This is a genomic window from Streptomyces sp. NPDC028419, from assembly GCF_055565515.1.
Genome location: NZ_JBVHUE010000023.1, coordinates 34,079 through 57,465 on the forward strand (window position 1 = coordinate 34,079; position 23,387 = coordinate 57,465).

The 23,387-nt window shown below is 67.4% G+C and carries 34 protein-coding genes; 2 read left to right on the forward strand and 32 right to left on the reverse strand.

Going from position 1 to position 23,387, the window contains the following annotated elements; all coding sequences use genetic code 11:
- The first annotated feature begins 258 nt into the window (after window positions 1-258).
- Both coaA and ACZ4UB_RS25300 read left to right on the forward strand, forming a co-directional pair.
- Window positions 259-1,362: a type I pantothenate kinase gene (gene coaA / locus ACZ4UB_RS25295; protein ID WP_468073430.1), complete on the forward strand. Its 1,104-nt coding sequence runs from the start codon at window positions 259-261 to the stop codon at window positions 1,360-1,362.
- 38 nt (window positions 1,363-1,400) lie between these two features.
- Window positions 1,401-2,375, forward strand: a complete 975-nt coding sequence (locus ACZ4UB_RS25300; protein WP_468073432.1) for a DUF389 domain-containing protein — start codon at window positions 1,401-1,403, stop codon at window positions 2,373-2,375.
- A gap of 6 nt (window positions 2,376-2,381) precedes the next feature.
- On the opposite strand, the gene glmM is transcribed toward ACZ4UB_RS25300, so the two are convergent.
- From glmM to rplB, 32 genes are all read right to left on the reverse strand, one after another.
- Window positions 2,382-3,740: a phosphoglucosamine mutase gene (gene glmM, locus ACZ4UB_RS25305; RefSeq protein ID WP_467963972.1), complete on the reverse strand. Its 1,359-nt coding sequence runs from the start codon at window positions 3,738-3,740 to the stop codon at window positions 2,382-2,384.
- 135 nt (window positions 3,741-3,875) lie between these two features.
- Window positions 3,876-4,397, reverse strand: a complete 522-nt coding sequence (gene rpsI, locus ACZ4UB_RS25310) for a 30S ribosomal protein S9 (protein ID WP_330332043.1) — start codon at window positions 4,395-4,397, stop codon at window positions 3,876-3,878.
- Between the two features lie 44 nt (window positions 4,398-4,441).
- On the reverse strand, window positions 4,442-4,885 hold the full coding sequence (rplM, locus tag ACZ4UB_RS25315) for a 50S ribosomal protein L13 (protein ID WP_354383011.1): 444 nt from the start codon (window positions 4,883-4,885) through the stop codon (window positions 4,442-4,444).
- Between the two features lie 237 nt (window positions 4,886-5,122).
- Window positions 5,123-6,370, reverse strand: coding sequence for a glycosyltransferase family 87 protein (locus tag ACZ4UB_RS25320; protein ID WP_468073434.1), 1,248 nt, complete (start codon window positions 6,368-6,370; stop codon window positions 5,123-5,125).
- Between the two features lie 67 nt (window positions 6,371-6,437).
- Window positions 6,438-8,066, reverse strand: coding sequence for an ATP-binding cassette domain-containing protein (locus tag ACZ4UB_RS25325; RefSeq protein WP_354383009.1), 1,629 nt, complete (start codon window positions 8,064-8,066; stop codon window positions 6,438-6,440).
- A gap of 33 nt (window positions 8,067-8,099) precedes the next feature.
- Window positions 8,100-8,951, reverse strand: coding sequence for a tRNA pseudouridine(38-40) synthase TruA (gene truA / locus ACZ4UB_RS25330; protein ID WP_354383008.1), 852 nt, complete (start codon window positions 8,949-8,951; stop codon window positions 8,100-8,102).
- A 110-nt stretch (window positions 8,952-9,061) separates the two neighbouring features.
- Window positions 9,062-9,535: a 50S ribosomal protein L17 gene (rplQ, locus tag ACZ4UB_RS25335; RefSeq protein WP_354383007.1), complete on the reverse strand. Its 474-nt coding sequence runs from the start codon at window positions 9,533-9,535 to the stop codon at window positions 9,062-9,064.
- 82 nt (window positions 9,536-9,617) lie between these two features.
- Window positions 9,618-10,640, reverse strand: a complete 1,023-nt coding sequence (locus tag ACZ4UB_RS25340; RefSeq protein ID WP_283521070.1) for a DNA-directed RNA polymerase subunit alpha — start codon at window positions 10,638-10,640, stop codon at window positions 9,618-9,620.
- 136 nt (window positions 10,641-10,776) lie between these two features.
- A complete protein-coding gene (gene rpsK / locus ACZ4UB_RS25345) occupies window positions 10,777-11,181 on the reverse strand; it encodes a 30S ribosomal protein S11 (protein WP_006376016.1) in 405 nt (134 codons plus the stop codon).
- A gap of 66 nt (window positions 11,182-11,247) precedes the next feature.
- Window positions 11,248-11,628, reverse strand: a complete 381-nt coding sequence (gene rpsM / locus ACZ4UB_RS25350; protein ID WP_008739674.1) for a 30S ribosomal protein S13 — start codon at window positions 11,626-11,628, stop codon at window positions 11,248-11,250.
- 199 nt (window positions 11,629-11,827) lie between these two features.
- Window positions 11,828-11,941 carry a 50S ribosomal protein L36 gene (gene rpmJ / locus ACZ4UB_RS25355; RefSeq protein WP_003956441.1) on the reverse strand — a complete coding sequence of 38 codons (114 nt, stop codon included), beginning with the start codon at window positions 11,939-11,941 and terminating at the stop codon, window positions 11,828-11,830.
- A 73-nt stretch (window positions 11,942-12,014) separates the two neighbouring features.
- Entirely contained in the window at window positions 12,015-12,236 is a 222-nt protein-coding gene (gene infA / locus ACZ4UB_RS25360) for a translation initiation factor IF-1 (RefSeq protein ID WP_003956442.1), read from the reverse strand.
- Between the two features lie 253 nt (window positions 12,237-12,489).
- On the reverse strand, window positions 12,490-13,341 hold the full coding sequence (map, locus tag ACZ4UB_RS25365; protein WP_330332037.1) for a type I methionyl aminopeptidase: 852 nt from the start codon (window positions 13,339-13,341) through the stop codon (window positions 12,490-12,492).
- Window positions 13,342-13,503: 162 nt separating this feature from the next.
- Complete coding sequence (locus ACZ4UB_RS25370) at window positions 13,504-14,151, reverse strand: adenylate kinase (RefSeq protein ID WP_354383006.1); 648 nt, start codon at window positions 14,149-14,151, stop codon at window positions 13,504-13,506.
- A complete protein-coding gene (gene secY, locus ACZ4UB_RS25375) occupies window positions 14,151-15,464 on the reverse strand; it encodes a preprotein translocase subunit SecY (protein ID WP_468073437.1) in 1,314 nt (437 codons plus the stop codon). Before secY ends, ACZ4UB_RS25370 begins: the two co-directional genes overlap by 1 nt.
- Before the next feature lie 186 nt (window positions 15,465-15,650).
- A complete protein-coding gene (rplO, locus tag ACZ4UB_RS25380; protein ID WP_053682613.1) occupies window positions 15,651-16,106 on the reverse strand; it encodes a 50S ribosomal protein L15 in 456 nt (151 codons plus the stop codon).
- 1 nt (window position 16,107) lies between these two features.
- On the reverse strand, window positions 16,108-16,290 hold the full coding sequence (rpmD, locus tag ACZ4UB_RS25385) for a 50S ribosomal protein L30 (RefSeq protein WP_053682614.1): 183 nt from the start codon (window positions 16,288-16,290) through the stop codon (window positions 16,108-16,110).
- The gene (gene rpsE, locus ACZ4UB_RS25390; RefSeq protein WP_354383004.1) at window positions 16,290-16,895 is read right to left on the reverse strand and encodes a 30S ribosomal protein S5; all 606 of its coding nucleotides are present in this window, start codon (window positions 16,893-16,895) and stop codon (window positions 16,290-16,292) included. The genes rpmD and rpsE overlap by 1 nt, the downstream gene beginning before the upstream one ends.
- A gap of 42 nt (window positions 16,896-16,937) precedes the next feature.
- Window positions 16,938-17,321 carry a 50S ribosomal protein L18 gene (gene rplR, locus ACZ4UB_RS25395; protein ID WP_030026334.1) on the reverse strand — a complete coding sequence of 128 codons (384 nt, stop codon included), beginning with the start codon at window positions 17,319-17,321 and terminating at the stop codon, window positions 16,938-16,940.
- A 2-nt stretch (window positions 17,322-17,323) separates the two neighbouring features.
- Window positions 17,324-17,863: a 50S ribosomal protein L6 gene (gene rplF, locus ACZ4UB_RS25400; RefSeq protein WP_354383003.1), complete on the reverse strand. Its 540-nt coding sequence runs from the start codon at window positions 17,861-17,863 to the stop codon at window positions 17,324-17,326.
- 20 nt (window positions 17,864-17,883) lie between these two features.
- Complete coding sequence (gene rpsH / locus ACZ4UB_RS25405; protein ID WP_007265911.1) at window positions 17,884-18,282, reverse strand: 30S ribosomal protein S8; 399 nt, start codon at window positions 18,280-18,282, stop codon at window positions 17,884-17,886.
- Between the two features lie 223 nt (window positions 18,283-18,505).
- Entirely contained in the window at window positions 18,506-18,691 is a 186-nt protein-coding gene (locus ACZ4UB_RS25410; RefSeq protein ID WP_003956452.1) for a type Z 30S ribosomal protein S14, read from the reverse strand.
- 5 nt (window positions 18,692-18,696) lie between these two features.
- Window positions 18,697-19,248, reverse strand: coding sequence for a 50S ribosomal protein L5 (gene rplE / locus ACZ4UB_RS25415; protein ID WP_030388859.1), 552 nt, complete (start codon window positions 19,246-19,248; stop codon window positions 18,697-18,699).
- Window positions 19,248-19,571 (reverse strand): 50S ribosomal protein L24, encoded by a 324-nt coding sequence (rplX, locus tag ACZ4UB_RS25420; RefSeq protein ID WP_330332032.1) that lies wholly within the window; start codon window positions 19,569-19,571, stop codon window positions 19,248-19,250. Before rplX ends, rplE begins: the two co-directional genes overlap by 1 nt.
- Before the next feature lie 2 nt (window positions 19,572-19,573).
- Entirely contained in the window at window positions 19,574-19,942 is a 369-nt protein-coding gene (gene rplN, locus ACZ4UB_RS25425; protein WP_003956455.1) for a 50S ribosomal protein L14, read from the reverse strand.
- 119 nt (window positions 19,943-20,061) lie between these two features.
- Window positions 20,062-20,343: a 30S ribosomal protein S17 gene (gene rpsQ / locus ACZ4UB_RS25430; RefSeq protein WP_053682619.1), complete on the reverse strand. Its 282-nt coding sequence runs from the start codon at window positions 20,341-20,343 to the stop codon at window positions 20,062-20,064.
- Window positions 20,343-20,567, reverse strand: a complete 225-nt coding sequence (gene rpmC, locus ACZ4UB_RS25435; protein ID WP_073912892.1) for a 50S ribosomal protein L29 — start codon at window positions 20,565-20,567, stop codon at window positions 20,343-20,345. Before rpmC ends, rpsQ begins: the two co-directional genes overlap by 1 nt.
- Window positions 20,567-20,986: a 50S ribosomal protein L16 gene (rplP, locus tag ACZ4UB_RS25440; RefSeq protein ID WP_030026326.1), complete on the reverse strand. Its 420-nt coding sequence runs from the start codon at window positions 20,984-20,986 to the stop codon at window positions 20,567-20,569. The genes rpmC and rplP overlap by 1 nt, the downstream gene beginning before the upstream one ends.
- A 5-nt stretch (window positions 20,987-20,991) precedes the next feature.
- Window positions 20,992-21,831 carry a 30S ribosomal protein S3 gene (rpsC, locus tag ACZ4UB_RS25445; protein WP_385777854.1) on the reverse strand — a complete coding sequence of 280 codons (840 nt, stop codon included), beginning with the start codon at window positions 21,829-21,831 and terminating at the stop codon, window positions 20,992-20,994.
- Window positions 21,831-22,178 carry a 50S ribosomal protein L22 gene (gene rplV / locus ACZ4UB_RS25450; RefSeq protein WP_354383077.1) on the reverse strand — a complete coding sequence of 116 codons (348 nt, stop codon included), beginning with the start codon at window positions 22,176-22,178 and terminating at the stop codon, window positions 21,831-21,833. The genes rpsC and rplV overlap by 1 nt, the downstream gene beginning before the upstream one ends.
- A 43-nt stretch (window positions 22,179-22,221) precedes the next feature.
- Window positions 22,222-22,503 carry a 30S ribosomal protein S19 gene (gene rpsS / locus ACZ4UB_RS25455; protein ID WP_023539342.1) on the reverse strand — a complete coding sequence of 94 codons (282 nt, stop codon included), beginning with the start codon at window positions 22,501-22,503 and terminating at the stop codon, window positions 22,222-22,224.
- A 12-nt stretch (window positions 22,504-22,515) separates the two neighbouring features.
- Window positions 22,516-23,352 (reverse strand): 50S ribosomal protein L2, encoded by an 837-nt coding sequence (rplB, locus tag ACZ4UB_RS25460; protein WP_354383001.1) that lies wholly within the window; start codon window positions 23,350-23,352, stop codon window positions 22,516-22,518.
- Window positions 23,353-23,387: the final 35 nt, after the last annotated feature.

A 23,387-nucleotide genomic window follows, 5' to 3' on the forward strand; every position in this document is an offset into this window, starting at 1 on the left:
TGCGGCAGGTGCAGCCCGAGTAATCTACGAGTAAATTCGCACAGGCGTACTGCAATATCCGACCGCGGCCGGAATCGTGATCACGGCGAGACCCACCCGGACCTGACCGACTCCGGCGGGCTTCTCGACCCGTACCTCCACCGCCCCGGCGCCCCGACCCCTGGAGCCACGGTCGATTCGGTGGCAACCGGCCAAGATCGGCGCTCACGTGACCGACCACACCACCCACAACGGCCCCGGACCCCCGACAATGGCGTTGTGATCACTTCGCCGCCACGAAGCACCACGGCCCCCGGCGCGGACCCCGCCGCCGCCCCCGCTGCGGACCCGGCGGGCTGTCCGGCCCCCGGTACCGCGACGGAGCACGCCAACCGGTCGGACCGGCACGAGCGGCCCTCGCACCGCCGGACGGACGCCTCGCCGTACCTCGACCTCACCCGGGCCGAGTGGAGCGCCCTGCGCGAGCGCACCCCGTTGCCGCTCACCGCGGACGAGCTGGAGCGGCTGCGCGGCCTCGGGGACGTGATCGACCTGGACGAGGTCCGCGACGTCTACCTGCCGCTCTCGCGGCTGCTCAACCTGTACGTCGGCGCCACCAGCAACCTGCGCGGCACCCTGAACACCTTCCTCGGCGACGCGGGCAACGGCCACGGCGCCCAGCGGGGCACGCCCTTCGTCATAGGGGTGGCCGGTTCGGTAGCCGTCGGCAAGTCCACCGTGGCCCGTCTGCTCCAGGCGCTGCTCGCCCGCTGGCCCGAGCACCCGCGCGTCGAGCTGGTCACCACGGACGGCTTCCTCTACCCGATGAAGGAGCTCCAGCGCCGCGGCCTGACCGCCCGCAAGGGTTTCCCCGAGTCCTACGACCGCCGCGCCCTCACCCGTTTCGTCGCCGACATCAAGGCCGGCAAGGACGAGGTCACGGCCCCGGTCTACTCGCACCTCATCTACGACATCGTCCCGGGCGAGCAGCTCGTCGTGCGCCGCCCCGACATCCTGATCGTCGAGGGCCTGAACGTCCTGCAGCCCGCGCTGCCCGGCAAGGACGGCCGCACCCGGGTCGCCCTCGCCGACTACTTCGACTTCAGCGTCTACGTGGACGCGCGCCCCGAGGACATCGAGCGCTGGTACCTGGGCCGCTTCCGCAAGCTGCGCGAGACCGCCTTCCAGAATCCTTTCTCCTACTTCCGCAAGTACACCCAGGTCTCCGAGGAGGAGGCGCTGGACTACGCGCGGACCATGTGGCGGACGATCAACCGGCCCAACCTGCTGGAGAACGTCGCCCCCACCCGCGGCCGCGCCACCCTCGTCGTCCGCAAGGGCCCCGACCACAAGGTGCAGAAGCTCAGCCTCCGCAAGCTCTGAGCCCATCGGACCGGTGGCCCGCCCGCTAACCTGCCGGGATGCTGCACGTACGGATGATCGCTCCGGCCCGCCTCACCGACGAGGTGGTCGCGCTCGCCCGACGGACGGTCGGGACCACCCACCTGGCCGTACTGACGGGCGCCGCCCTCGATCCGCCCGGTGACGTGGTCCTGTGCGACGTGGCCCGGGAGTCGGCGGACGAACTGCTCGCCGAGCTGCGCGCGCTCGGCCTCGACGACGTCGGCTCGATCACGGTCGAGGGGATCGACCTGACCCTCTCGCGCAGCGCCGACCGGGCCGAGGAGGAGGCCCCGGGCGAGGGCGCCGACGCGGTGATCTGGGAGCAGTTGACCGAGGCGACCCACGAGGAGTCCACCCTCTCCATCACCTACCTGGCCTTCCTCGCCCTCGCGACGATGATCGCGGCCTGCGGCGTGGTCCTGGACAACGCGATCCTGATCGTGGGCGCGATGGCGGTGGGCCCGGAGTTCGGCCCGCTCGCCGGGGTGTGCACGGGCCTGGTGCAGCGGGCTCCCCGACTGGCCGCCCGGTCCCTGATCGCCCTGCTCGTGGGCTTCGCGGTCGCGATGGCCGCCACGACCCTCTTCAGCCTGACCATGGACGCGCTGGGCCAGTTCGACCGCGCCATGCTCGAAAATCCGCGCCCGAACACCAGCTTCATCTGGCAGCCGGACCCGTTCTCCTTCGTGGTCGCGGTGCTCGCGGGCATCGCCGGCGTCCTGTCCCTGACCTCGGCGAAGTCGGGCGCGCTGGTCGGGGTCGCGATCTCGGTGACCACCGTCCCGGCGGCGGCGAACGCCGCGGTGGCCCTCGGCTACGGCGAGTTCGCCCAGATGTGGGGCTCCGCCGAGCAGCTGCTGCTGAACCTCGCCGGGATCATGGTCGCGGGCACGCTGACCCTCACCGCCCAGAAACTGCTGTGGCGCACCCAGCAGGGCCGGATGCTCCGGTCGCCGGGTGCGCCATCAGGAAGTGCGCGGCGGAAGAACTAGGGCGTCCTAGCCCAGGGCGGACTTCACGACGTCGGCGAGGCGGCCCGCGATCGCGCGCGCCTGCTCGATGTCGGCGGCCTCCACCATCACCCGAACGAGCGGCTCCGTACCGGACGGACGCAGGAGCACCCGGCCGGTGGTGCCCAGTTCGCGCTCGGCCTCGGCCACCGCGGCGGCCAGCTCGGCGGAGGTGCCGACCCGCGTGCGGTCCACGTCGGGGACGTTGACCAGGACCTGCGGCAGCCGCCGCATCACCCCGGCCAGCTCGGCCAGGCTCCGACCGGTCGCCGCGACCCGGGCGGCCAGCATCAGGCCCGTCAGGGTGCCGTCGCCGGTGGTGGCGTGGTCGAGGATGATCACGTGGCCGGACTGCTCGCCGCCGAGCGCGTAGCCGTGCTCCTTCATCGACTCCAACACGTAGCGGTCGCCGACACCGGTCTGCACGACCTGGATGCCCTCGCCCTCCATCGCCAGCTTGAAGCCGAGGTTCGACATCACGGTGGCGACCACGGTGTTCTCCCGCAGGTGGCCCGCCTCGCGCATGGCCAGCGCCAGGACGGCGAGGATCTGGTCCCCGTCGACCTCGTTGCCCTCGGCGTCCACGGCCAGGCAGCGGTCGGCGTCGCCGTCGTGCGCGATGCCGAGGTCCGCGCCGTGCTCGACCACGGCCGCCTTGAGCAGGCCGAGGTGGGTGGAGCCGCAGCCGTCGTTGATGTTGAGGCCGTTGGGCTCGGTGCCGATCGTGATGATCTCGGCGCCCGCGCGGGTGAAGGCCTCGGGCGAGACGTGGGCGGCCGCGCCGTGGGCCTCGTCCAGGACGACCTTGAGCCCGTCCAGGCGGTTCGGCAGGACGCCGATCAGGTGGGCGACGTAGCGGTCGAAGCCCTCGGTGTAGTCGGAGACGCGGCCGACGCCGGAGCCGGTGGGCCGGTCCCAGGGAGCGCCGGTGCGGTGCTCGTCGTAGACGGACTCGATCCGGTCCTCCAGCTCGTCGGCGAGCTTGTGGCCGCCGCGCGCGAAGAACTTGACGCCGTTGTCGGGCATGGCGTTGTGACTGGCGGAGAGCATCACGCCGAGGTCGGCGCCCAGCGCCCCGGTGAGATACGCCACCGCCGGGGTGGGCAGCACACCGACGCGCAGGACGTCCACGCCCGCGCTCGCGAGGCCGGCGACGACCGCGGCCTCCAGGAACTCGCCCGAGGCCCGGGGGTCCCGGCCGACGACGGCGGTCGCGCGGTGTCCCTCGAAGGTGCCCGCTTCCGCGAGGACATGGGCTGCCGCGACGGAGAGGCCGAGCGCGAGCTCGGCCGTCAGATCCGCATTGGCGACACCGCGTACACCGTCTGTGCCGAAGAGTCGTCCCATGTTGTCCTCCGAGGTTTCGCGTTGCGCGCAGTGACCGCTTGTGACAGGTATTTGCCGCTTGTGGCGGTAAACGAACCGCCCCGACAGCACAGAGTGTGCCGCCGGGGCGGGATCGTGCAGACCAGCAGGCGCAGATTAACGCTTGCTGTACTGCGGGGCCTTACGGGCCTTCTTGAGACCGGCCTTCTTGCGCTCGACCGCACGGTCGTCACGCGAGAGGAAGCCGGCCTTCTTGAGCGCGGCGCGGTTGTTGTCCACGTCCGCCTCGTTCAGCGCACGGGCCACGCCAAGGCGCAGGGCGCCGGCCTGACCGGAAACGCCGCCACCCGAGATGCGGGCGATGACGTCGTAGCGGTTGTCGAGCTCGAGCACCTTGAAGGGCTCGTTGACTTCCTGCTGGTGCACCTTGTTGGGGAAGTAGTCCTCAAGGGTGCGACCGTTGATCTTCCACTTGCCGGTGCCCGGAACGATCCGGACGCGGGCGATGGCGTTCTTGCGACGGCCCAGGCCGGCAGCCGGCTGCGGGTCGCCGAAACGGCCGGCGAGCGACTCGGAGGTGTAGTCACCCTCCGGGACGTCCGCAGACTCGGTGGTGTACTCCTCGACAGCGCCCTCGAACTCTTCGTCGATGACAGTCTCGGTGGTGGTCTCGGCCACGATGCTCCTCAGAATTTTCTACGTCTTAGGGGGTGTGGCCGGAACTACTGCGCGACCTGGGTGATCTCGAACGGCACCGGCTGCTGGGCAGCGTGGGGGTGCACCTCGCCCGAGTAGACCTTCAGCTTCGAGAGCATCTGGCGGCCCAGGGTGTTCTTGGGGATCATGCCCTTGACGGCCTTCTCGACGGCCTTCTCCGGGTTGTTCGCCAGGAGGTCGTCGTAGCGGACCGAACGGAGACCGCCCGGGAAGCCAGAGTGGCGGTACGCCATCTTCTGGGTCGCCTTGTTGCCGGACAGGTGAACCTTGTCGGCGTTGATGATGATGACGAAGTCGCCCATGTCCATGTGGGGGGCGTAAGTCGGCTTGTGCTTGCCGCGGAGCAGGTTCGCGGCCTGGGTCGCCAGACGGCCGAGGACAATGTCCCGGGCGTCGATGACGTGCCAGACGCGCGAGATGTCGCCGGGCTTGGGGCTGTACGTACGCACGGTCGTAGCCTTCGCTTCTTCAGTGATGGGTATTCCCATATGGCGTGAGACCTTGGGAACGGGTCCTGACAAGGCCACCACGGACGATCACGACAGCCCTGGTCCACAACGGGGACGCAACCCGTGTGTACCGCTGGTCATCGGCCCGGTGGACCGGCGTAAGGGCCCTTTCACGTGAGAATGAACAAGCCAATACGCATAACGAACCAGCAGGATACCCGTGATGCCCCGGACGGGTCAAAACGCCGAACGAGCTCCTGCATCCGCAGGCTCGTCGGCGCGAGCGCGACCGGGCACGGCTCCTGCCGTTCGTACGTCGTCCAGGTTAACCCGAGTCGGAGCCGTGCACCTCCGCATGAGCGTGACCGCCAGTACGCCCAGGGTGAAGAAGTCCTTGAAGGCGCGCCTCTTGTGCTCCAGCTCCGCGGGCCACGGCACCCCCGCGACCTGGGGCCCGATACCCACCCAGAACCAGGGAGAACGCACCATGGAGTCCTCCCGCACCACCGACGCCAGCAGCAGCGGGAGCACCACCAGCAGGTAGTGGTCGAAGGACGGCCGCGACACCAGGAATGCGGCGAGCATCACCATGCAGCCCGTCTCCGCCAGCCGCATCTGACCGGTGTCCCGGTCGTCCGTACGGCGCCACCTGCACCAGACCGCCCAGAGCCCGCCGAGCGCCCCCGCGAACGCCACCAGCACCGCCACCGGCTGCGGCACCCCCAGCCGCGGCAGCACGGCGATCGGCGAGGCGTCCCAGGGCAGCGCGTAGGCGTCCTGCCCCTGGAGCAGGAAGGGCAGCGTCTTGGTGAAGAACAGGCTCGGGCTCGGCATCATCAGCGCCCCCGTCAGCGAGAGCCCCAGCGGCACCAGCACCGCGATCGCGAGCCCCCGCCACTGCCGCGCCAGCAGGAACAACAGCCCCACCGGCACCAGCATCGGCTTGCACGCGATGGCGAGGCCCACCACCAGCCCGGCCGCCCCCCACGACCTGCGGTGCGCGAGGAGCAGCGCGAGCGGTAGGGCGGCGGCCGAGATCGCCGTCCAGTTCCCGATCATCACCAGGTTCGCATACGGCTTGTAACCGATGGCGAAGAGCGCGAAACCGCCCACCGCGAAGCGGGAGCGCAGCGGCACCGAGAACAGCTTCAGCGCCGCCCACCAGCCCAGCGCCAGCAGCCCCGACATCACCAGCGGCAGCACCCAGCGCAGCACCGGCATCGGCAGCAGCGCCTCCGGCACCGCCATCAGCACCGCGCTGGGCAGGTACAGGAAGCGCTTGTCCTCGTACGGGGAACCCCCCGACAGCAGGGTGTCCGCGGCCTTCACCACGAAGGCGTTGTCCGAGCCCCAGTTGTCCTTCAGGCTCATCGACAGGGCGATTCCCAGCACGACGGTCAGGGAGACGGCCTTCCACGACCGCGGCGCCGGCCGCAGCAGCCAGTCGACGGCCCGGTTCGCGGAGCCCCACTTGTCCCACTTCATGAGCCAGATGCTAGGCCGCAGGCCCACAACGCCTCCCCCTCGACTCGCACGGGGGCGGTCTTCCCCCTCAGCGCTTCCGGTCGACCCTACGTTCGTCCCATACGGGTTCCTGAGTCTCCCGTACAACACCGTCCGAACCGAAGACCAAATAACGGTCAAAAGTACGGGCGAACCAGCGGTCGTGCGTGACGCACAGCACAGTGCCGTCGTAGCTCTCCAGGCCGTCCTGGAGCGCCTCCGCGGACTCCAGGTCCAGGTTGTCCGTCGGCTCGTCCAGCAGCAGCGCCGTGGTGCCCGCCAGCTCCAGGAGGAGGATCTGGAAGCGGGCCTGCTGCCCGCCGGAGAGCTTCTCGAAGGGCTGCTCGCCCTGGCGCTCCAGCTCGTAGCGGCGCAGCGCGCCCATCGCCTGGCCCAGCGGCTTCGCCGCCTCCGTCCAGAGGATGTCGACCAGGGTGCGGCCGAAGAGCTCCGGGTGCGCGTGCGTCTGCGCGAAGTGGCCCGGGACCACCCGCGCGCCCAGCTTCCACGTCCCCGTGTGCTTGACGTCCTCGCCCGCCAGCAGCCGCAGGAAGTGCGACTTGCCCGAACCGTTCGAGCCCAGCACCGCGACCCGCTCGCCGTAGAAGACCTCCAGCGAGAACGGCTTCATCAGGCCGGTCAGCTCCAGGTTCTCCACCGTGACCGCGCGCACGCCGGTCCGGCCGCCCTTGAGCCGCATCTTGATGTCCTGCTCCCGCGGCGGCTCCGGCGGCGGTCCGGCCTCCTCGAACTTCTGGAAGCGGGTCTGCATCGCCCGGTAGCGCGAGGCCATGTCGGGGCTGCTCGCGGCCTGGTTGCGCAGGCGCAGCACCAGGGCCTTCAGCCGCGCGTGCTCCTCGTCCCAACGCCGCTTGAGCTCCTCGAAGCGCGCGAAGCGCTCCTTGCGGGCGTCGTGGTAGGTGTCGAAGCCGGCGCCGTGCACCCAGACGTCCGAGCCCATCGGGCTCGCCTCCAGGCTGACGATCTTCTCGGCGGCCCGGGTCAGCAGCTCCCGGTCGTGCGACACGAACAGCACCGTCTTGCGGGTGGCCTTCAGCTGCTCCTCCAGCCACCGCTTGCCCGGCACGTCCAGGTAGTTGTCCGGCTCGTCGAGGAGCAGCACCTCGTCCGGACCGCGCAGCAGCGCCTCCAGCACGAGCCGCTTCTGCTCACCGCCCGACAGCGTGCGCACCTCGCGGAACTGCGCGCTGTCGTACGGGATCGACAGCGCGGCCATCGTGCAGACGTCCCACAGGGTCTCCGCCTCGTAGCCCTGGACGTCCGCCCAGTCGCTCAGCGCCTGCGCGTAGGCCATCTGCGCGGCCTCGTCGTCGACGGTCAGGATCAGGTGCTCGGCCCGGTCGACGGCCTTCGCCGCCTCCCGGATCCGCGGCTGCGCCACCGAGACCAGCAGGTCACGGACGGTGGTCTCGTCCCGGACCGAGCCGACGAACTGCGACATCACGCCGAGCCCGCCGGTGACGACGACCCCGCCGCCGTGCGGCTGGAGCTCACCGGAGATCAGCTTCAGCAGGGTGGTCTTGCCGGCCCCGTTCGCCCCGACCAGGGCGACCACGGAGCCCTCCCCCACCCGGAAGGAGACGTCGGGAAGCAGGACCCGCCCGTCGGGAAGGTAGTACTCCAGATGACTCGCTTCGAGATGTCCCATGTCGGGCATTGTCCCGGTCCGCCCACGATCCGCCCAAACGGATTAGCAGCAGCCCGACCCCGGCAGCGTCCGCACGTTGCGCGCCTCCTTGCTGCGCGCCGCGAGCAGCTCGTCCGCCGGGTAGCCGACCTCTTCGAGGGTCAGCCCGTGCGGACGTACGACGTGCACGGAGGAATCGCGCACCGCGGCCTCCAGCACCCGCCCCGGCCACTCCACCGGCCGGTGCCCGTCGCCGACGTGCAGCAGCGCCCCCACGAGGGAGCGCACCATGTTGTGGCAGAAGGCGTCGGCGCGCACGGTCGCGGTGACGATCCCCTCCGCGTCCCGCACCCAGCTGAGCTGCTGGAGCGTACGGATGGTCGTCGCGCCCTCGCGCTTCTTGCAGTAGGCGGCGAAGTCGTGCTCGCCGAGCAGCGGCCGCGCGGCCTCGTTCATGGCGTCGACGTCCAGCGGCCAGGAGTGCCACAGCACGTGCCCGCGGCGCAGCGGGTCCACCCCGGCCGTGTGGTCGGCCACGCGGTAGGCGTACCGGCGCCAGATCGCCGAGAAGCGCGCGTTGAAGCCGGCGGGGGCCTCGGCGACCTTCCACACCCGGATGTCGTGCGGCAGCCGACCCGCGAGCCGGCGCAGCAGCTTGTCGTGGTGCTCGGCCCACACCTCTTCGGCCACGTCGAACTGGGCGACCTGACCGCGCGCGTGGACGCCCGCGTCCGTCCGCCCGGCCACGGTCAGCTCGACCGGGTCGGGCAGCCGCATGACGGTCGTCAGGGCCGACTCCAGCTCGCCCTGCACGGTCCGCAGCGTCCGCTGCTTCGCCCAGCCGGAGAAGTCCTTGCCGTCGTAGCTCAGGTCCAGCCGCACCCGGACGTGCCCGGGCTCCACCTCGTCACTCACGTGACCGATCCTCTCAGCTGCTGCGTCTTTCCAACGAAATGCAGAACGGGCCCGCCCCGGGTAGGGGCGGGCCCGTTCAGAGCCGTTCAAGCAAGCGAGATCCCGGAGGATCAGGCCTCCTTGGTCTCCTCGGCGGGGGTCTCGACGGCCTCGGCCTTGGCCTCCGCCTCCTTGACCGCGCGCTTCGTGGCGGCCTCGGCCTCACCGGTGGCGACCTGCGCCACGGTCAGGGCCTCGACCAGCTCGATGACCGCCATCGGGGCGTTGTCGCCACGACGGTTGCCGATCTTGGTGATGCGCGTGTAACCACCGGGGCGGTTCTCGTAGCGCGGGGCGATCTCGGTGAAGAGCGTGTGCACGATGCTCTTGTCCGTGATCGTCTGCAGCACCAGGCGACGGTTGTGGATGTCGCCCTTCTTCGCCTTGGTCACCAGACGCTCGGCGTAGGGACGCAGGCGACGGGCCTTGGCCTCGGTGGTGGTGATGCGGCCGTGCTCGAAGAGCGCCTTCGCGAGGTTCGCGAGGAGGTGCTTCTCGTGCGCGGCGCTGCCGCCCAGACGGGCACCCTTTGCGGGACGCGGCATGGTCTGACTCCTTCATATCTGCACCGGCCGTGTCAGGTACCGGTGACAGTTCCCCCGGGGCGGACGCCCCGGGAAAGTTCTCTTAGTACTGCTCGGTCTCGACGAAACCGGCGTCCGCGTCGTCGTCGGCGCCGAAGGCGTCGGCGGCGGCGGTCGGGTCGAATCCGGGCGGGCTGTCCTTGAGGGCCAGGCCCATGCCGGCGAGCTTCGCCTTGACCTCGTCGATCGACTTCGCACCGAAGTTGCGGATGTCGAGCAGGTCCGCCTCGGAGCGGGCCACGAGCTCGCCCACCGAGTGGATGCCCTCGCGCTTGAGGCAGTTGTACGAGCGGACCGTGAGCTCGAGCTCCTCGATCGGCAGCGCCAGATCGGCGGCCAGGGCCGCGTCCGTCGGCGAGGGGCCCATGTCGATGCCCTCGGCGTCGATGTTGAGCTCGCGGGCCAGACCGAACAGCTCGACCAGGGTCTTACCGGCGGACGCCATGGCGTCGCGCGGGCGCATGGCCTGCTTGGTCTCGACGTCGACGATGAGCTTGTCGAAGTCGGTGCGCTGCTCGACTCGGGTCGCCTCGACCTTGTAGGTGACCTTCAGCACGGGGCTGTAGATGGAGTCGATCGGGATGCGACCGATCTCCTGGCCGACCTGCTTGTTCTGGACGGCGGAGACGTAGCCGCGACCGCGCTCGACGGTCAGCTCCATCTCCAGCTTGCCCTTGCCGTTGAGCGTGGCGAGGACCAGGTCCGGGTTGTGCACCTCGACGCCGGCCGGGGGCGCGATGTCGGCGGCGGTGACCAGGCCGGGACCCTGCTTGCGCAGGTACATCACGACGGGCTCGTCGTGCTCCGAGGAGACGACCAGCTGCTTGATGTTGAGGATGAGGTCGGTGACGTCTTCCTTGACACCCGGCACGGTGGTGAACTCGTGCAGGACGCCGTCCACGCGGATGCTGGTGACAGCGGCACCCGGGATCGAGGACAGGAGCGTACGGCGGAGCGAGTTGCCGAGGGTGTAACCGAAGCCCGGCTCGAGCGGCTCGATCACGAACCGCGAGCGGTACTCGTCGACGACCTCTTCGGTCAGCGACGGACGCTGAGCGATAAGCATGTGTGTGTTCCTTCAGTCGTGGACGCCCACTATTTGACGTCCTACGGGCACTACGTACAGCAAGGGTACGGGCGGCACGTCCCCCGTGAGGGGTTCGTACCGCCCGGACACTCAAAGACGCACAGGCGTCGCTGCGTCAGACGCGGCGGCGCTTCGGCGGGCGGCAACCGTTGTGCGGGGTGGGGGTGACGTCCTGGATCGAGCCGACCTCGAGGCCAGTGGCCTGGAGGGAGCGGATCGCGGTCTCGCGGCCGGAGCCCGGACCCTTGACGAAGACGTCGACCTTGCGCATGCCGTGCTCCTGCGCGCGACGGGCGGCCGACTCAGCGGCCATCTGCGCGGCGAAGGGGGTGGACTTGCGCGAGCCCTTGAAGCCGACGTGGCCGGCGGAGGCCCAAGAGATCACGTTGCCCGCGGGGTCCGTGATCGAAACGATGGTGTTGTTGAACGTGCTCTTGATGTGGGCGTGCCCATGAGCGACGTTCTTCTTTTCCTTGCGGCGCACCTTCTTGGCAGCGCCCTGACGACCCTTGGGGGGCATCTAAATCTCCTACGGGAGGTGGTCGGTCCTACAGCGAAGACCGCTGAGTAAGCGTCCGGCTGAGGACTACTTCTTGCCCGGCTTCTTCTTACCGGCGATCGCGCGACGCGGGCCCTTGCGGGTACGAGCGTTCGTGCTGGTGCGCTGACCGTGCACGGGCAGGCCACGACGGTGGCGGATACCCTGGTAGCACTGGATCTCGACCTTGCGGCGGATGTCAGCCTGGATCTCGCGGCGGAGGTCACCCTCGGTGCGGAGGTTGGCGTCCACGTACTCGCGGATCTTGACCAGGTCCTCTTCGGCCAGGTCACGAACGCGGGTGTCGGGGTTCACACCGGTGGCCGCAAGGATTTCCTTGGACCGGGTGCGACCGACACCGAAGACGTAGGTAAGTGCGATCTCCACACGCTTTTCGCGCGGGATGTCAACACCGGAAACGCGTGCCATTCAATGGCTCCTGTGTGTTCGGGGGTCTTCCGCAGAACCACTCCCGACCGCCGACCACACCTGATGGGTGGTGGTACGGCCGAGTCCCCGGCCCCCGCCGGAGGTGCCGCCGGCCCCTCTCAGGGCTGGGCGGGTTCTGCGTATGTACGTTTTCTTACGTCGCGCGAAGAACTGCGGAAGGCAGGTCGGTCGGCGTGCGTCAGCCCTGGCGCTGCTTGTGGCGCAGGTTGTCGCAGATGACCATGACCCGACCGTGACGGCGGATCACCTTGCACTTGTCGCAGATCTTCTTGACGCTCGGCTTGACCTTCATGTTGGTGAGGTTCTCCGGGTCAGTGCCACCACCCGCACCGGGACGGATGCCCAGGCAGGAGTGAGGACAAGATCTACTTGTATCGGTAGACGATCCGGCCACGCGTCAGGTCGTACGGAGACAGCTCCACGACGACCCGGTCATCAGGGAGGATGCGGATGTAGTGCATGCGCATCTTGCCGCTGATGTGCGCGAGGACTTTGTGACCGTTCTGGAGTTCCACCTTGAACATGGCGTTCGGGAGGGACTCGATCACGGTGCCCTCGATTTCGATGGCACCTTGCTTCTTGGCCACGCTTCGCCTTTCGAATCGGCTACCTTGATCGGTCTCGCGCCCATGCAGGCATGGAAGTGCACGAGAGCCGACGAGTCAGTCTACGTCAGGGCACCCAGAAAGACGAATCCGGAAAGTTTGCCCCGAAGTGTAGATCATTAACCGAGGGGGTCCGGAGCCGTGGCAACCCCGTACTCCGCCAGCTTCGCCTTGCCGCAGCACCATTTCCGGACGGACTCCGTCCGCCGAAGGGGGTGCCGGGGCCGGGCGCTGCCTAGCCGAGGGGGTCCGGGGCGGTCGTGACCCCGTACTCCGCCAGCTTCGCCTTGCCGCAGTCCGGCGAGGTCAAGACGATGGGGCCGGCCTCGGTCAGGGCGATGGAGTGCTCCCAGTGGGAGGACCAGGTGCCGTCGGTCGTGATGACGGTCCAGTCGTCCGCCAGGACCTCCGTCTGGGCGGTGCCCAGGGAGACCATGGGCTCGATCGCCAGGCAGACGCCCGGGACCAGCTTGATCCCCTTGCCCCGCTTGCGCGAGACGTAGTTCAGCAGGTGGGGGTCCATGTGCATCTCGGACCCGATGCCGTGGCCGCCGTAGTCCTCGATGATCCCGAACTTGCCGAGGCTGTGCTCACCGGTGGTCGGCCGCGGCTGGCGCTTGATGTACGTCTCGATCGCCTTGGAGATGTCCACCAGGCGGTTGCCGAGCTTCATGGCGGCGATGCCCGCCCACATCGACTCCTCGGTCACCCGGGACAGCTCCACCAGCTCCGGCGCGTGCCCGGTGCCCACGAAGGCGGTGTAGGCGGCGTCGCCGTGCCAGCCGTCGATGATCGCGCCCGCGTCGATCGAGATGATGTCGCCGTCCTTGAGGACGGTCTTGTCGTCCGGGATGCCGTGGACGACGACCTCGTTGACCGAGGTGCAGATGGTCGCGGGGAACCCGCCGTAGCCGAGGAAGTTCGACTTCGCTCCGGCGTCGGCGATCACCTTGCGCGCGACCATGTCCAGGTCCCGCGTCGTGGCGCCCGGCACGGCCGCCTCACGGGTGGCGGCGTGAATGGCGGCGACGACCAGTCCGGCCTCCCGCATCTTCGCGATCTGCTCGGGGGTCTTCAGCTGGACCATGAACGTGCCTTCCCTCTTTTGCGGCTGAACCGCCGCCGCTCTCGCGGAGGTGGTTGATCTCCGCTGTGGTTCCTCAATTATTGGCTCACGTCGCGAAGACCGTCACGCAGACGGCCGCGGCGCCCCAGGGGACACCACGGCCGGTACGGCAAAGAGGCGGAGCTACTTCTTCAGGGCGTCCATCGCGCGCTGCGTGACGTCCTTGACCTCGCCGAGGGCGGGGATCGTCACGAGCAGGCCCTGGGCCTTGTAGAAGTCGATGATCGGCTCGGTCTGCGTGTGGTAGACGTCGAGGCGGTTGCGCACCGTGGCCTCGGAGTCGTCCTCGCGCAGGTAGAGCTCGCCACCGCACACGTCGCACACGCCCTCGACCTTCGGCGGGGCGTAGTCGACGTGGAAGATGTGCTTGTTGTCGTTGCGGCAGGTCCGACGACCGGCGATCCGCTTCACGACCTCGTCCTCCTCGACCTCCAGGTCGAGGACGGCGTCGAGCTTGATGCCCTGCGCCTTGAGGATCACGTCCAGCGCCTCGGCCTGGGAGACGTTGCGCGGGAAGCCGTCGAGCAGGAAGCCGTTCGCGGCGTCCGGCTGCTCCATCCGGTCCTTGGCCATGTCGATCGTGACCTCGTCGGGAACGAGGTCGCCCTTCGACATGTAGGCCTGGGCGCGCTGGCCCAGCTCGGTCTTCTGGCTGATGTTCGCGCGGAACAGGTCGCCCGTGGAGATGTGCGGGATGGACAGGGTCTCGGCAAGCACGGTGGCCTGCGTTCCCTTGCCCGCACCAGGAGGTCCGACGAGGACGATACGCATCAGCGGAGGAACCCTTCGTAATTGCGCTGCTGGAGCTGGCTCTCGATCTGCTTCACGGTCTCCAGACCCACACCCACGATGATCAGGATGCTCGTCCCGCCGAACGGGAAGTTCTGGTTCGCGCCGAAGCCGGCCAACGCCATCGTCGGCACAAGAGCGATGAGTCCCAGGTACAGCGACCCCGGCCAGGTGATCCGGTTGAGCACGTAGCTCAGGTACTCGGCAGTGGGTCGGCCTGCCCGGATGCCCGGGATGAACCCACCATACTTCTTCATGTTGTCTGCAACTTCCTCGGGGTTGAACGAGATCGCCACATAGAAGAATGCGAAGAACACGATCAGGAGGAAGTAGGCAGCGATGTAGTACGGGTGGTCGCCCTTGACGAAGTGCTGCTGGATCCAGGTGGCCCAGCCCGCCTTCGAGCCGCTGAACTGGACGATCAGGGCCGGGATGTAGAGCAGCGACGAGGCGAAGATGACGGGGATGACGCCCGCCTGGTTCACCTTGAGCGGGATGTAGGTCGAGGTGCCGCCGTAGGCACGACGCCCGATCATGCGCTTCGCGTACTGCACCGGGATCCGGCGCTGGGCCTGCTCCACGAAGACCACGAGGGCCACCATCGCGAGGCCGACCAGGATGACCACGCCGAACTCGACCCAGCCACCGGCGATCTTGCCCTGGAGCTTGATGGTCCACAGGGCGCTGACGAAGCCCGCGGCGATCGAGATGAACATGAGGATCGACATGCCGTTGCCGATGCCGCGGTCGGTGATGAGCTCACCGAGCCACATGACGACGCAGGTACCGGCGGTCATGGTGATCACCATGACGATCATGGTGAAGATCGAGCGGTCCGGGACGATCTTGCTGGCGACCTGGCAGCCCTGGAACAGGGCGCCGCTCTTGGCGGTGGCGACGAGGCCGGTGCCTTGGAGGATCGCGAGCGCGACCGTCAGATAGCGCGTGTACTGAGTGATCTTCGCCGTGCCGGACTGACCCTCTTTTTTGAGGTTCTCCAGCTTCGGGATGACCACGGTCAGCAGCTGCAGGATGATGCTCGCCGTGATGTACGGCATGATGCCGAGCGCGAAGATCGTGATCTGCAGCAGCGCACCGCCGCTGAACATGTTGACGAGGCCGAAGAGGCTGTTACTGCTGCCCGCGGCCTCGACACAGATCTGAACGTTCTTGTAGCTCACGCCGGGTACCGGGATGTGGGACCCGAGCCGGAACAGCACGATGATGCCGAGCGTGAAGAGCAGCTTCTTGCGCAGGTCGGGCGTCTTGAACGCCCGGGCGAACGCGGTGAGCACGGTGCCTCCTGCGACCCCCGCGCTACTGCGTCAGAGGTGACGGTCTGAGGGATCGACGAATACGACAAAGCAAAGGTGCAGGCCACCATACCGGCGAGAAGGCCCGCCTAGGAACGACCAACCGGGGATGCCCCATATGTGAGGCATCCCCGGTCGGGTTTCTAGCTATAAATCACTGGGTTCGTCTTAGACGAGCTCGGTGACGGTGCCGCCAGCGGCAGCGATCTTCTCCTTGGCGGAGCCGGAGACGGCGTCAACCGAAACCTGCAGCGCCACGGAGATCTCGCCCTGGCCCAGGACCTTGACGAGGCTGTTCTTGCGAACCGCGCCCTTGGCGACCAGGTCGGCCACCGTGACTTCTCCACCCTCGGGGTAGAGAGCGCCGAGCTTGTCCAGGTTCACGACCTGGAACTCGGTGCGGAACGGGTTCTTGAAGCCCTTGAGCTTCGGCAGGCGCATGTGGAGGGGCATCTGCCCGCCCTCGAAGCGCTGCGGGATCTGGTAACGGGCCTTCTGGCCCTTCGTACCACGACCGGCCGTCTTACCCTTCGACGCCTCACCACGACCGACACGGGTCTTCGCGGTCTTGGCGCCGGGGGCGGGACGGAGGTTGTGGGCCTTCAGCGGGCTGTTTTCAGCCATCTTAGTCAACCTCCTCAACCGTCACGAGGTGGCGGACGGTCTGCACCATTCCGCGGAACTCGGGGCGGTCCTCCTTGACGACGACGTCGTTCAGGCGCTTGAGCCCGAGCGAACGCAGCGTGTCGCGGTGGTTCTGCTTGCTGCCGATGTACGACTTCGTCTGCGTGATCTTGAGACGGGCCATTACGCACCCGCTCCCGCAGCACGCGCACGAAGGAGAGCCGCCGGGGCGACGTCCTCGAGCGGCAGACCACGGCGAGCCGCGATCTCCTCGGGACGCTGCAGGCCCTTGAGCGCTGCAACGGTCGCGTGCACGATGTTGATCGCGTTGTCGGAGCCGAGCGACTTCGACAGGATGTCGTGAACGCCGGCGCACTCCAGAACGGCGCGCACCGGGCCACCGGCGATAACACCGGTACCGGGGGAAGCAGGCTTCAGCAGGACAACGCCGGCCGCCTTCTCGCCCTGGATCGGGTGCGGGATGGTGCCCTGGATACGCGGGACCTTGAAGAAGCTCTTCTTGGCTTCCTCGACGCCCTTGGCGATGGCCGCGGGAACTTCCTTGGCCTTGCCGTAACCGACACCTACAGTGCCGTCACCGTCGCCCACCACGACCAGCGCGGTGAAGCTGAAGCGGCGACCACCCTTGACAACCTTGGCGACGCGGTTGATCGCGACAACGCGCTCAACGTAAGCGGTCTTCTCGGCGGCAGGGCCACCGTCGCGACCCTTCCGGTCCCGCCGCTCGCCGCCACCGGCACCGCTTCCGCGGCGCTGGGGTCCAGCCATTGGATTACCTCTCTCTGTTACGTCCAGTCCCGGAACCGGGGCTTAGAACTTCAGCCCGGCTTCGCGGGCGGCGTCAGCCAGAGCGGCAATGCGCCCGGCGTATCGGTTGCCACCGCGGTCGAACACGACGGTCTCGACACCCGCAGCCTTGGCACGCTCGGCGACGAGCGCGCCGACAGCCTGGGCCTGAGCGCTCTTGTCGCCTTCGCCACCGCGGATCGAAGCGTCCAGGGTCGACGCGGACGCCAGGGTGTGACCCTGGAGGTCGTCGATGACCTGAGCAACGATGTTGCGGTTGGAACGCGTCACGACGAGGCGCGGACGCTCCGCCGTACCCGAGACGTTCTTGCGGATGCGGATGTGGCGGCGAGCCTTGGCAGCGCGCTTGTACGCGTCGCCCTTGGCGATCTTCACACCGTATGCCATGGCTACTTACCAGCCTTTCCGACCTTGCGGCGGATGACTTCGCCGGCGTACTTGACACCCTTGGCCTTGTACGGGTCGGGCTTCCGCAGCTTGCGGATGTTGGCGGCGACCTCGCCGACCTTCTGCTTGTCGATGCCCTCGACCGTGAACTTGGTGGGCGACTCGACCTTGAAGGAGATGCCCTCGGGCGCCTCGATCAGGATCGGGTGGCTGTAACCAAGCTGGAACTCCAGGTTGGAGCCCTTCGCGGCGACGCGGTAACCGACACCGCTGATCTCGAGCGCCTTGACGTAACCCGCGGTCACGCCGGTGATCATGTTCGCCACCAGCGTGCGGGACAGGCCGTGCAGGGCCTTGTTCTGACGCTCGTCGTTGGGGCGCGTGACGGTGAGGACACCGTCCTCGCCCTTAACGACACCGATGGGCGCGGCGACGGTGTGGGTGAGGGTGCCCTTGGGGCCCTTCACGGCAACCGTGCTGCCATCGATGGTGACGTCCACACCGGCGGGAACCTGGATGGGGAGCTTGCCGATTCGCGACATTGCTTTTCCTCCGTTCCCGACTACCAGACGTAGGCGAGGACTTCCCCACCTACGCCCTTCTTGCCTGCCTGCTGGCCGGTGAGCAGACCGTGGGACGTGGAGATGATCGCCACGCCCAGGCCGCCGAGCACCTTGGGCAGGTTGGTGGACTTCGCGTACACGCGCAGACCGGGCTTCGAGATCCGCTTGATGCCCGCGATGGAGCGCTCACGGTTCGGCCCGAACTTCAGCTCGAGGACGAGGTTCTTGCCGACCTCGGCGTCCTCGACCTTCCAGCCGGTGATGAAACCCTCTTGCTTGAGGATCTCCGCGATGTGCGACTTGATCTTGCTGTGCGGCATCACGACGGTGTCGTGGTACGCCGAGTTAGCGTTACGCAGACGAGTCAACATGTCTGCGATCGGGTCAGTCATGGTCATGAATCGGCCTTCGGCCTCTCTCGCCGGGGTTTCCTGTATGCGCCATCCCTCTCCCCACTCAGTGGCGGGACGGGTGCGGTGCGGGGACCTACGGCGTAGTAAGTCGTTATGGACGGCGGGCGCCCAACCCCACAAGCCTACGGCATGCGGAGCGGGGCACCCACCGGCCAGGTGCTTACCGAGAGTCTCTGGTGATTCCCAAGTCCCTAAGGACGAGAGGGAATTACCAGGAGCTCTTGGTCACGCCCGGCAGCTCGCCACGGTGAGCCATCTCACGAAGGCACACGCGGCACAGGCCGAACTTGCGGTACACGGAGTGGGGACGACCGCAGCGCTGGCAGCGGGTGTACGCACGCACACCGAACTTGGGCTTACGGGCAGCCTTCGCGATGAGAGCCTTCTTCGCCATCTCGCTTACGCCTCCTTGAAGGGGAAGCCGAGGTGACGAAGGAGGGCGCGGCCCTCGTCGTCGTTGGTCGCCGTGGTGACCACGGTGATGTCCATACCCCGGGTACGGTCGATCTTGTCCTGGTCGATCTCGTGGAACATGACCTGCTCCGTGAGACCGAAGGTGTAGTTGCCACGGCCGTCGAACTGCTTCGGCGACAGACCACGGAAGTCACGGATACGCGGCAGCGCGAGCGACAGCGTACGGTCCAGGAACTCCCACATGCGGTCACCACGGAGGGTGACGTGGCAGCCGATCGGCTGACCCTCGCGCAGCTTGAACTGCGCGATGGACTTGCGGGCCTTCGTGACGGCCGGCTTCTGACCGGTGATCGTCGTCAGGTCCTTGATGGCACCGTCGATCAGCTTCGAGTCACGGGCGGCGTCGCCGACACCCATGTTCACGACGATCTTGACGAGGCCGGGGATCTGCATGACGTTCTCGTAGGAGAACTCCTCACGCAGCTTGCCCGCGATGTCCTCGCGGTACTTCGTCTTGAGACGCGGAGTGGTAGCCATCAGATGTCCTCACCCGTCCGCTTGGCAACGCGGATCTTGTTGCCCTCGTCGTCGAAGCGGTAGCCGACGCGGGTGACGACCTTCTGGCCGTCCTTCTCCACGACCAGCTGAACGTTGCTGACGTGGATCGGCGCCTCGGTGATCACGATGCCACCGGTCTGCGAGCCACCAGCGGTCTGGCCGGCCTTGGTGTGCTTCTTGACCCGGTTGACACCCTCGACCAGGACGCGGTTCTCAGTAGGGATGGCCACGATGACCTTGCCCTGCTTGCCCTTGTCCTTACCGGTGATGACCTGAACCAGGTCGCCCTTCTTGATCTTCATGCTTACAGCACCTCCGGCGCGAGCGAGATGATCTTCATGAACTTCTTCTCGCGCAGCTCACGGCCCACCGGGCCGAAGATACGGGTGCCACGAGGGTCGCCGTCGTTCTTGAGAATGACAGCGGCGTTCTCGTCGAAGCGGATGTACGAGCCGTCCTGGCGGCGGCGCTCCTTGACGGTGCGAACGATGACGGCCTTGACGACGTCACCCTTCTTCACATTGCCGCCCGGGATAGCGTCCTTGACGGTGGCGACGATGACGTCACCGATGCCCGCGTAGCGGCGACCCGAACCACCGAGAACACGGATGCAAAGGATTTCCTTGGCACCAGTGTTGTCGGCGACACGCAGTCGCGACTCCTGCTGGATCACGTCTATCTCCTGTTTGTCTGCCGGTTCCCGGCAGGGGCTTCGCGGTGCTCTTTCAAGCGGTGGAAGCCCCTACCGAGCCTGGCGGAACTGACCTGGGGGAAACCCCCCAGGCAATTTCCTTACTTGGCCTTCTCGAGGATCTCGACGATGCGCCAGCGCTTGCTCGCCGACAGCGGACGCGTCTCCATGATGAGGACGCGGTCGCCGACGCCAGCAGCGTTCTGCTCGTCGTGCGCCTTGAGCTTGTTCGTACGGCGGATGACCTTGCCGTACAGGGCGTGCTTCACGCGGTCCTCGACGGCGACGACGACGGTCTTGTCCATCTTGTCGCTGACGACGAGGCCCTCACGGGTCTTGCGGAAGCCGCGGTCCTGGGTCTCAGTCACATTCTTCTCGCTCATCAGGCGCTCTCCACCGTCTCGATGCCGAGCTCGCGCTCGTGCATCAGGGTGTAGATCCGGGCGATGTCCTTGCGGACGGAACGGAGCCGGCCGTTGTTCTCGAGCTGACCCGTGGCCGCCTGGAAGCGCAGCTTGAACAGCTCTTCCTTGGCCTCGCGCAGCTTGCCAACGAGCTCCTCGTTGCCGAGCTCACGCAGCTCGGACGCCTTGGTTCCCGTCGCCATCACGACTCACCTGCCTCGCGCCGAACAATCCGGCACTTCATCGGAAGCTTGTGAGCAGCGCGGGTGAGCGCCTCACGAGCAATCTTCTCGTTCGGGTAGGACAGCTCGAACATGACCCGGCCCGGGTGCACGTTCGCGATCCACCACTCGGGAGAACCCTTACCGGAACCCATGCGGGTCTCGGCAGGCTTCTTCGTCAGGGGACGGTCCGGGTAGATGTTGATCCAGACCTTGCCGCCACGCTTGATGTGGCGGGTCATCGCGATACGAGCCGCCTCGATCTGGCGGTTCGTCACGTAGGCGGGGGTAAGCGCCTGGATGCCGTACTCGCCGAACGAGACCTCAGTACCGCCCTTGGCCATACCGCGGCGCTTGGGGTGGTGCTGCTTGCGGTGCTTGACCCTACGAGGGATCAGCATGTCGGTCAGGCCTCCGTTCCGGTGCTCTCAGCCGGAGCGGCGACAGCGGCCTCGGCCTTGGGGGCCTCGGCGCCGACAGCCTGCTGCGGCTTGCGGCCGCCACGGCCGCCACGCTCGCCACCACGACCACCACGGCCACCGGCCGGACGGTCGTTCGCGCCACCACGGGCCGGGCGGTTACCCGCACGGGCCGCAGCGTTCTCGGCGCGAACCTCGGCGATGTTCTTGACGTCGCCCTTGTAGATCCAGACCTTCACGCCGATACGGCCGAAGGTGGTCTTGGCCTCGAAGAAGCCGTAGTCCACGTTCGCGCGCAGCGTGTGCAGCGGCACACGACCCTCGCGGTAGAACTCGGACCGGCTCATCTCGGCGCCGCCGAGACGGCCACCACACTGGATCTTGATGCCCTTGGCGCCGGCCTTCATCGTGCCCTGCATGCTCTTACGCATGGCGCGACGGAAGGAAACGCGGGAGGACAGCTGCTCCGCAACGGCCTGCGCGACCAGCTGAGCGTCCATCTCGGGGTTCTTGACCTCGAGGATGTTCAGCTGGACCTGCTTGCCCGTGAGCTTCTCGAGGTCACCGCGGATGCGGTCGGCCTCGGCGCCACGGCGGCCGATGACGATGCCGGGACGAGCGGTGTGGATGTCCACACGCACGCGGTCACGGGTGCGCTCGATCTCAACCTTCGAGATGCCGGCGCGCTCCATGCCGGACGTCATCATCCTGCGGATGGCGACGTCTTCCTTGACGTAGTCCTTGTACAGCTTGTCGGCGTACCAACGCGACTTGAAGTCGGTGGTGATGCCGAGCCGGAACCCGTGCGGGTTTACCTTCTGGCCCATTACCGGGAACCTTCCTTGCTGCTGACGACCACGGTGATGTGGCTGGTCCGCTTGCGGATCCGGTAGGCACGGCCCTGAGCACGCGGACGGAACCGCTTCAGGGTCGGGCCCTCGTCCACGTACGCCGCGCTGATAACCAGCGAGGAGGCGTCCGTGTGGTCGTAGTTGTGTGCGGCATTGGCAATGGCGCTGTCCAGCACCTTGCCAACCGGCACGCTCGCGGCCTGCGGGGCGAAACGCAGGACCGCCTGAGCCTCCGTGGCATCCATGCCACGGATAAGGTCCACCACTCGGCGGGCCTTCATGGGCGTGACGCGGATGTACCGCGCCTGGGCCCTGGCTTCCATGGTTGTCCCTTCGGTGTAAGTCATAGTCGTAACCACCCCGCCTTTAGCGGCGCTTCGACTTCCGGTCGTCCTTGACGTGGCCGCGGAAGGTGCGAGTCGGCGAGAACTCGCCGAGCTTGTGGCCGACCATCGACTCGGTGACGAACACCGGGACGTGGATCTTGCCGTTGTGCACCGCGATGGTGTGACCCAGCATGGCCGGGATGATCATCGAGCGACGGGACCAGGTCTTGATGACGTTCTTGGTACCGGCTTCGTTCTGTACGTCCACCTTCTTGATGAGGTGTCCGTCGACGAAGGGTCCCTTCTTGAGACTGCGCGGCATCTAAACCCGCTCCTAGCGCTTCTTGTTCGTCTTGCGGCGGCGGACGATGTACTTGCTCGAAGCCTTCTTCGGCGAGCGAGTACGACCCTCCTTCTGACCCCACGGGGAGACCGGGTGACGACCACCGGAGGTCTTACCCTCACCACCACCGTGCGGGTGGTCGACCGGGTTCATCGCGACACCGCGGACGGTCGGGCGAACGCCCTTCCAGCGCATGCGGCCGGCCTTGCCCCAGTTGATGTTCGACTGCTCGGCGTTGCCGACCTCGCCGACCGTGGCGCGGCAGCGGACGTCGACCAGGCGAACCTCGCCCGACGGCATACGCAGGTGGGCGTACTGGCCCTCCTTCGCGAGCAGCTGCACGGAAGAACCGGCAGAGCGGGCGAACTTGGCGCCACCACCGGGACGGAGCTCGATCGCGTGGATCGTGGTACCGACCGGGATGTTGCGGAGCGGGAGGTTGTTGCCCGGCTTGATGTCGGCGCCAGGGCCGTTCTCAATCCGGTCACCCTGGCTCAGCTTGGCCGGGGCGATGATGTAGCGCTTCTCGCCGTCTGCGTAGTGCAGGAGCGCGATGCGCGCGGTGCGGTTGGGGTCGTACTCGATGTGAGCGACCTTGGCCGGCACGCCATCCTTGTCGTGACGACGGAAGTCGATCACGCGGTAGGCGCGCTTGTGGCCGCCGCCCTGGTGGCGAACAGTGATCCGACCGGTGTTGTTACGGCCGCCCTTGCTGTGCAGCGGGCGAACCAGCGACTTCTCCGGCGTGGACCGCGTGATCTCGACAAAGTCGGCGACGCTGGAGCCACGACGGCCCGGGGTCGTCGGCTTGTACTTGCGGATACCCATTTCTCAGTCCTCGTCCGATTCCGGACGACTAGACC

What these genes read in the sequence shown, in the direction of transcription:
- ACZ4UB_RS25300 (WP_468073432.1), top strand. Translation starts at nt 1,401, where the DNA reads ATGCTGCACGTACGGATGATCGCTCCGGCCCGCCTCACCGACGAGGTG.
- glmM (WP_467963972.1), bottom strand. Translation starts at nt 3,740, where the DNA reads ATGGGACGACTCTTCGGCACAGACGGTGTACGCGGTGTCGCCAATGCG.
- ACZ4UB_RS25320 (WP_468073434.1), bottom strand. Translation starts at nt 6,370, where the DNA reads ATGAAGTGGGACAAGTGGGGCTCCGCGAACCGGGCCGTCGACTGGCTG.
- ACZ4UB_RS25325 (WP_354383009.1), bottom strand. Translation starts at nt 8,066, where the DNA reads ATGCCCGACATGGGACATCTCGAAGCGAGTCATCTGGAGTACTACCTT.
- rplQ (WP_354383007.1), bottom strand. Translation starts at nt 9,535, where the DNA reads ATGCCGCGTCCCGCAAAGGGTGCCCGTCTGGGCGGCAGCGCCGCGCAC.
- ACZ4UB_RS25340 (WP_283521070.1), bottom strand. Translation starts at nt 10,640, where the DNA reads ATGCTTATCGCTCAGCGTCCGTCGCTGACCGAAGAGGTCGTCGACGAG.
- rpsK (WP_006376016.1), bottom strand. Translation starts at nt 11,181, where the DNA reads ATGCCCCCCAAGGGTCGTCAGGGCGCTGCCAAGAAGGTGCGCCGCAAG.
- rpsM (WP_008739674.1), bottom strand. Translation starts at nt 11,628, where the DNA reads ATGGCACGCGTTTCCGGTGTTGACATCCCGCGCGAAAAGCGTGTGGAG.
- rpmJ (WP_003956441.1), bottom strand. Translation starts at nt 11,941, where the DNA reads ATGAAGGTCAAGCCGAGCGTCAAGAAGATCTGCGACAAGTGCAAGGTG.
- map (WP_330332037.1), bottom strand. Translation starts at nt 13,341, where the DNA reads ATGGTCCAGCTGAAGACCCCCGAGCAGATCGCGAAGATGCGGGAGGCC.
- ACZ4UB_RS25370 (WP_354383006.1), bottom strand. Translation starts at nt 14,151, where the DNA reads ATGCGTATCGTCCTCGTCGGACCTCCTGGTGCGGGCAAGGGAACGCAG.
- rplO (WP_053682613.1), bottom strand. Translation starts at nt 16,106, where the DNA reads ATGGCTGAAAACAGCCCGCTGAAGGCCCACAACCTCCGTCCCGCCCCC.
- rpmD (WP_053682614.1), bottom strand. Translation starts at nt 16,290, where the DNA reads ATGGCCCGTCTCAAGATCACGCAGACGAAGTCGTACATCGGCAGCAAG.
- rpsE (WP_354383004.1), bottom strand. Translation starts at nt 16,895, where the DNA reads ATGGCTGGACCCCAGCGCCGCGGAAGCGGTGCCGGTGGCGGCGAGCGG.
- rplR (WP_030026334.1), bottom strand. Translation starts at nt 17,321, where the DNA reads ATGGCATACGGTGTGAAGATCGCCAAGGGCGACGCGTACAAGCGCGCT.
- rplF (WP_354383003.1), bottom strand. Translation starts at nt 17,863, where the DNA reads ATGTCGCGAATCGGCAAGCTCCCCATCCAGGTTCCCGCCGGTGTGGAC.
- rpsH (WP_007265911.1), bottom strand. Translation starts at nt 18,282, where the DNA reads ATGACCATGACTGACCCGATCGCAGACATGTTGACTCGTCTGCGTAAC.
- ACZ4UB_RS25410 (WP_003956452.1), bottom strand. Translation starts at nt 18,691, where the DNA reads ATGGCGAAGAAGGCTCTCATCGCGAAGGCTGCCCGTAAGCCCAAGTTC.
- rplE (WP_030388859.1), bottom strand. Translation starts at nt 19,248, where the DNA reads ATGGCTACCACTCCGCGTCTCAAGACGAAGTACCGCGAGGACATCGCG.
- rplX (WP_330332032.1), bottom strand. Translation starts at nt 19,571, where the DNA reads ATGAAGATCAAGAAGGGCGACCTGGTTCAGGTCATCACCGGTAAGGAC.
- rpsQ (WP_053682619.1), bottom strand. Translation starts at nt 20,343, where the DNA reads ATGAGCGAGAAGAATGTGACTGAGACCCAGGACCGCGGCTTCCGCAAG.
- rpmC (WP_073912892.1), bottom strand. Translation starts at nt 20,567, where the DNA reads ATGGCGACGGGAACCAAGGCGTCCGAGCTGCGTGAGCTCGGCAACGAG.
- rplP (WP_030026326.1), bottom strand. Translation starts at nt 20,986, where the DNA reads ATGCTGATCCCTCGTAGGGTCAAGCACCGCAAGCAGCACCACCCCAAG.
- rpsC (WP_385777854.1), bottom strand. Translation starts at nt 21,831, where the DNA reads ATGGGCCAGAAGGTAAACCCGCACGGGTTCCGGCTCGGCATCACCACC.
- rplV (WP_354383077.1), bottom strand. Translation starts at nt 22,178, where the DNA reads ATGGAAGCCAGGGCCCAGGCGCGGTACATCCGCGTCACGCCCATGAAG.
- rpsS (WP_023539342.1), bottom strand. Translation starts at nt 22,503, where the DNA reads ATGCCGCGCAGTCTCAAGAAGGGACCCTTCGTCGACGGACACCTCATC.
- rplB (WP_354383001.1), bottom strand. Translation starts at nt 23,352, where the DNA reads ATGGGTATCCGCAAGTACAAGCCGACGACCCCGGGCCGTCGTGGCTCC.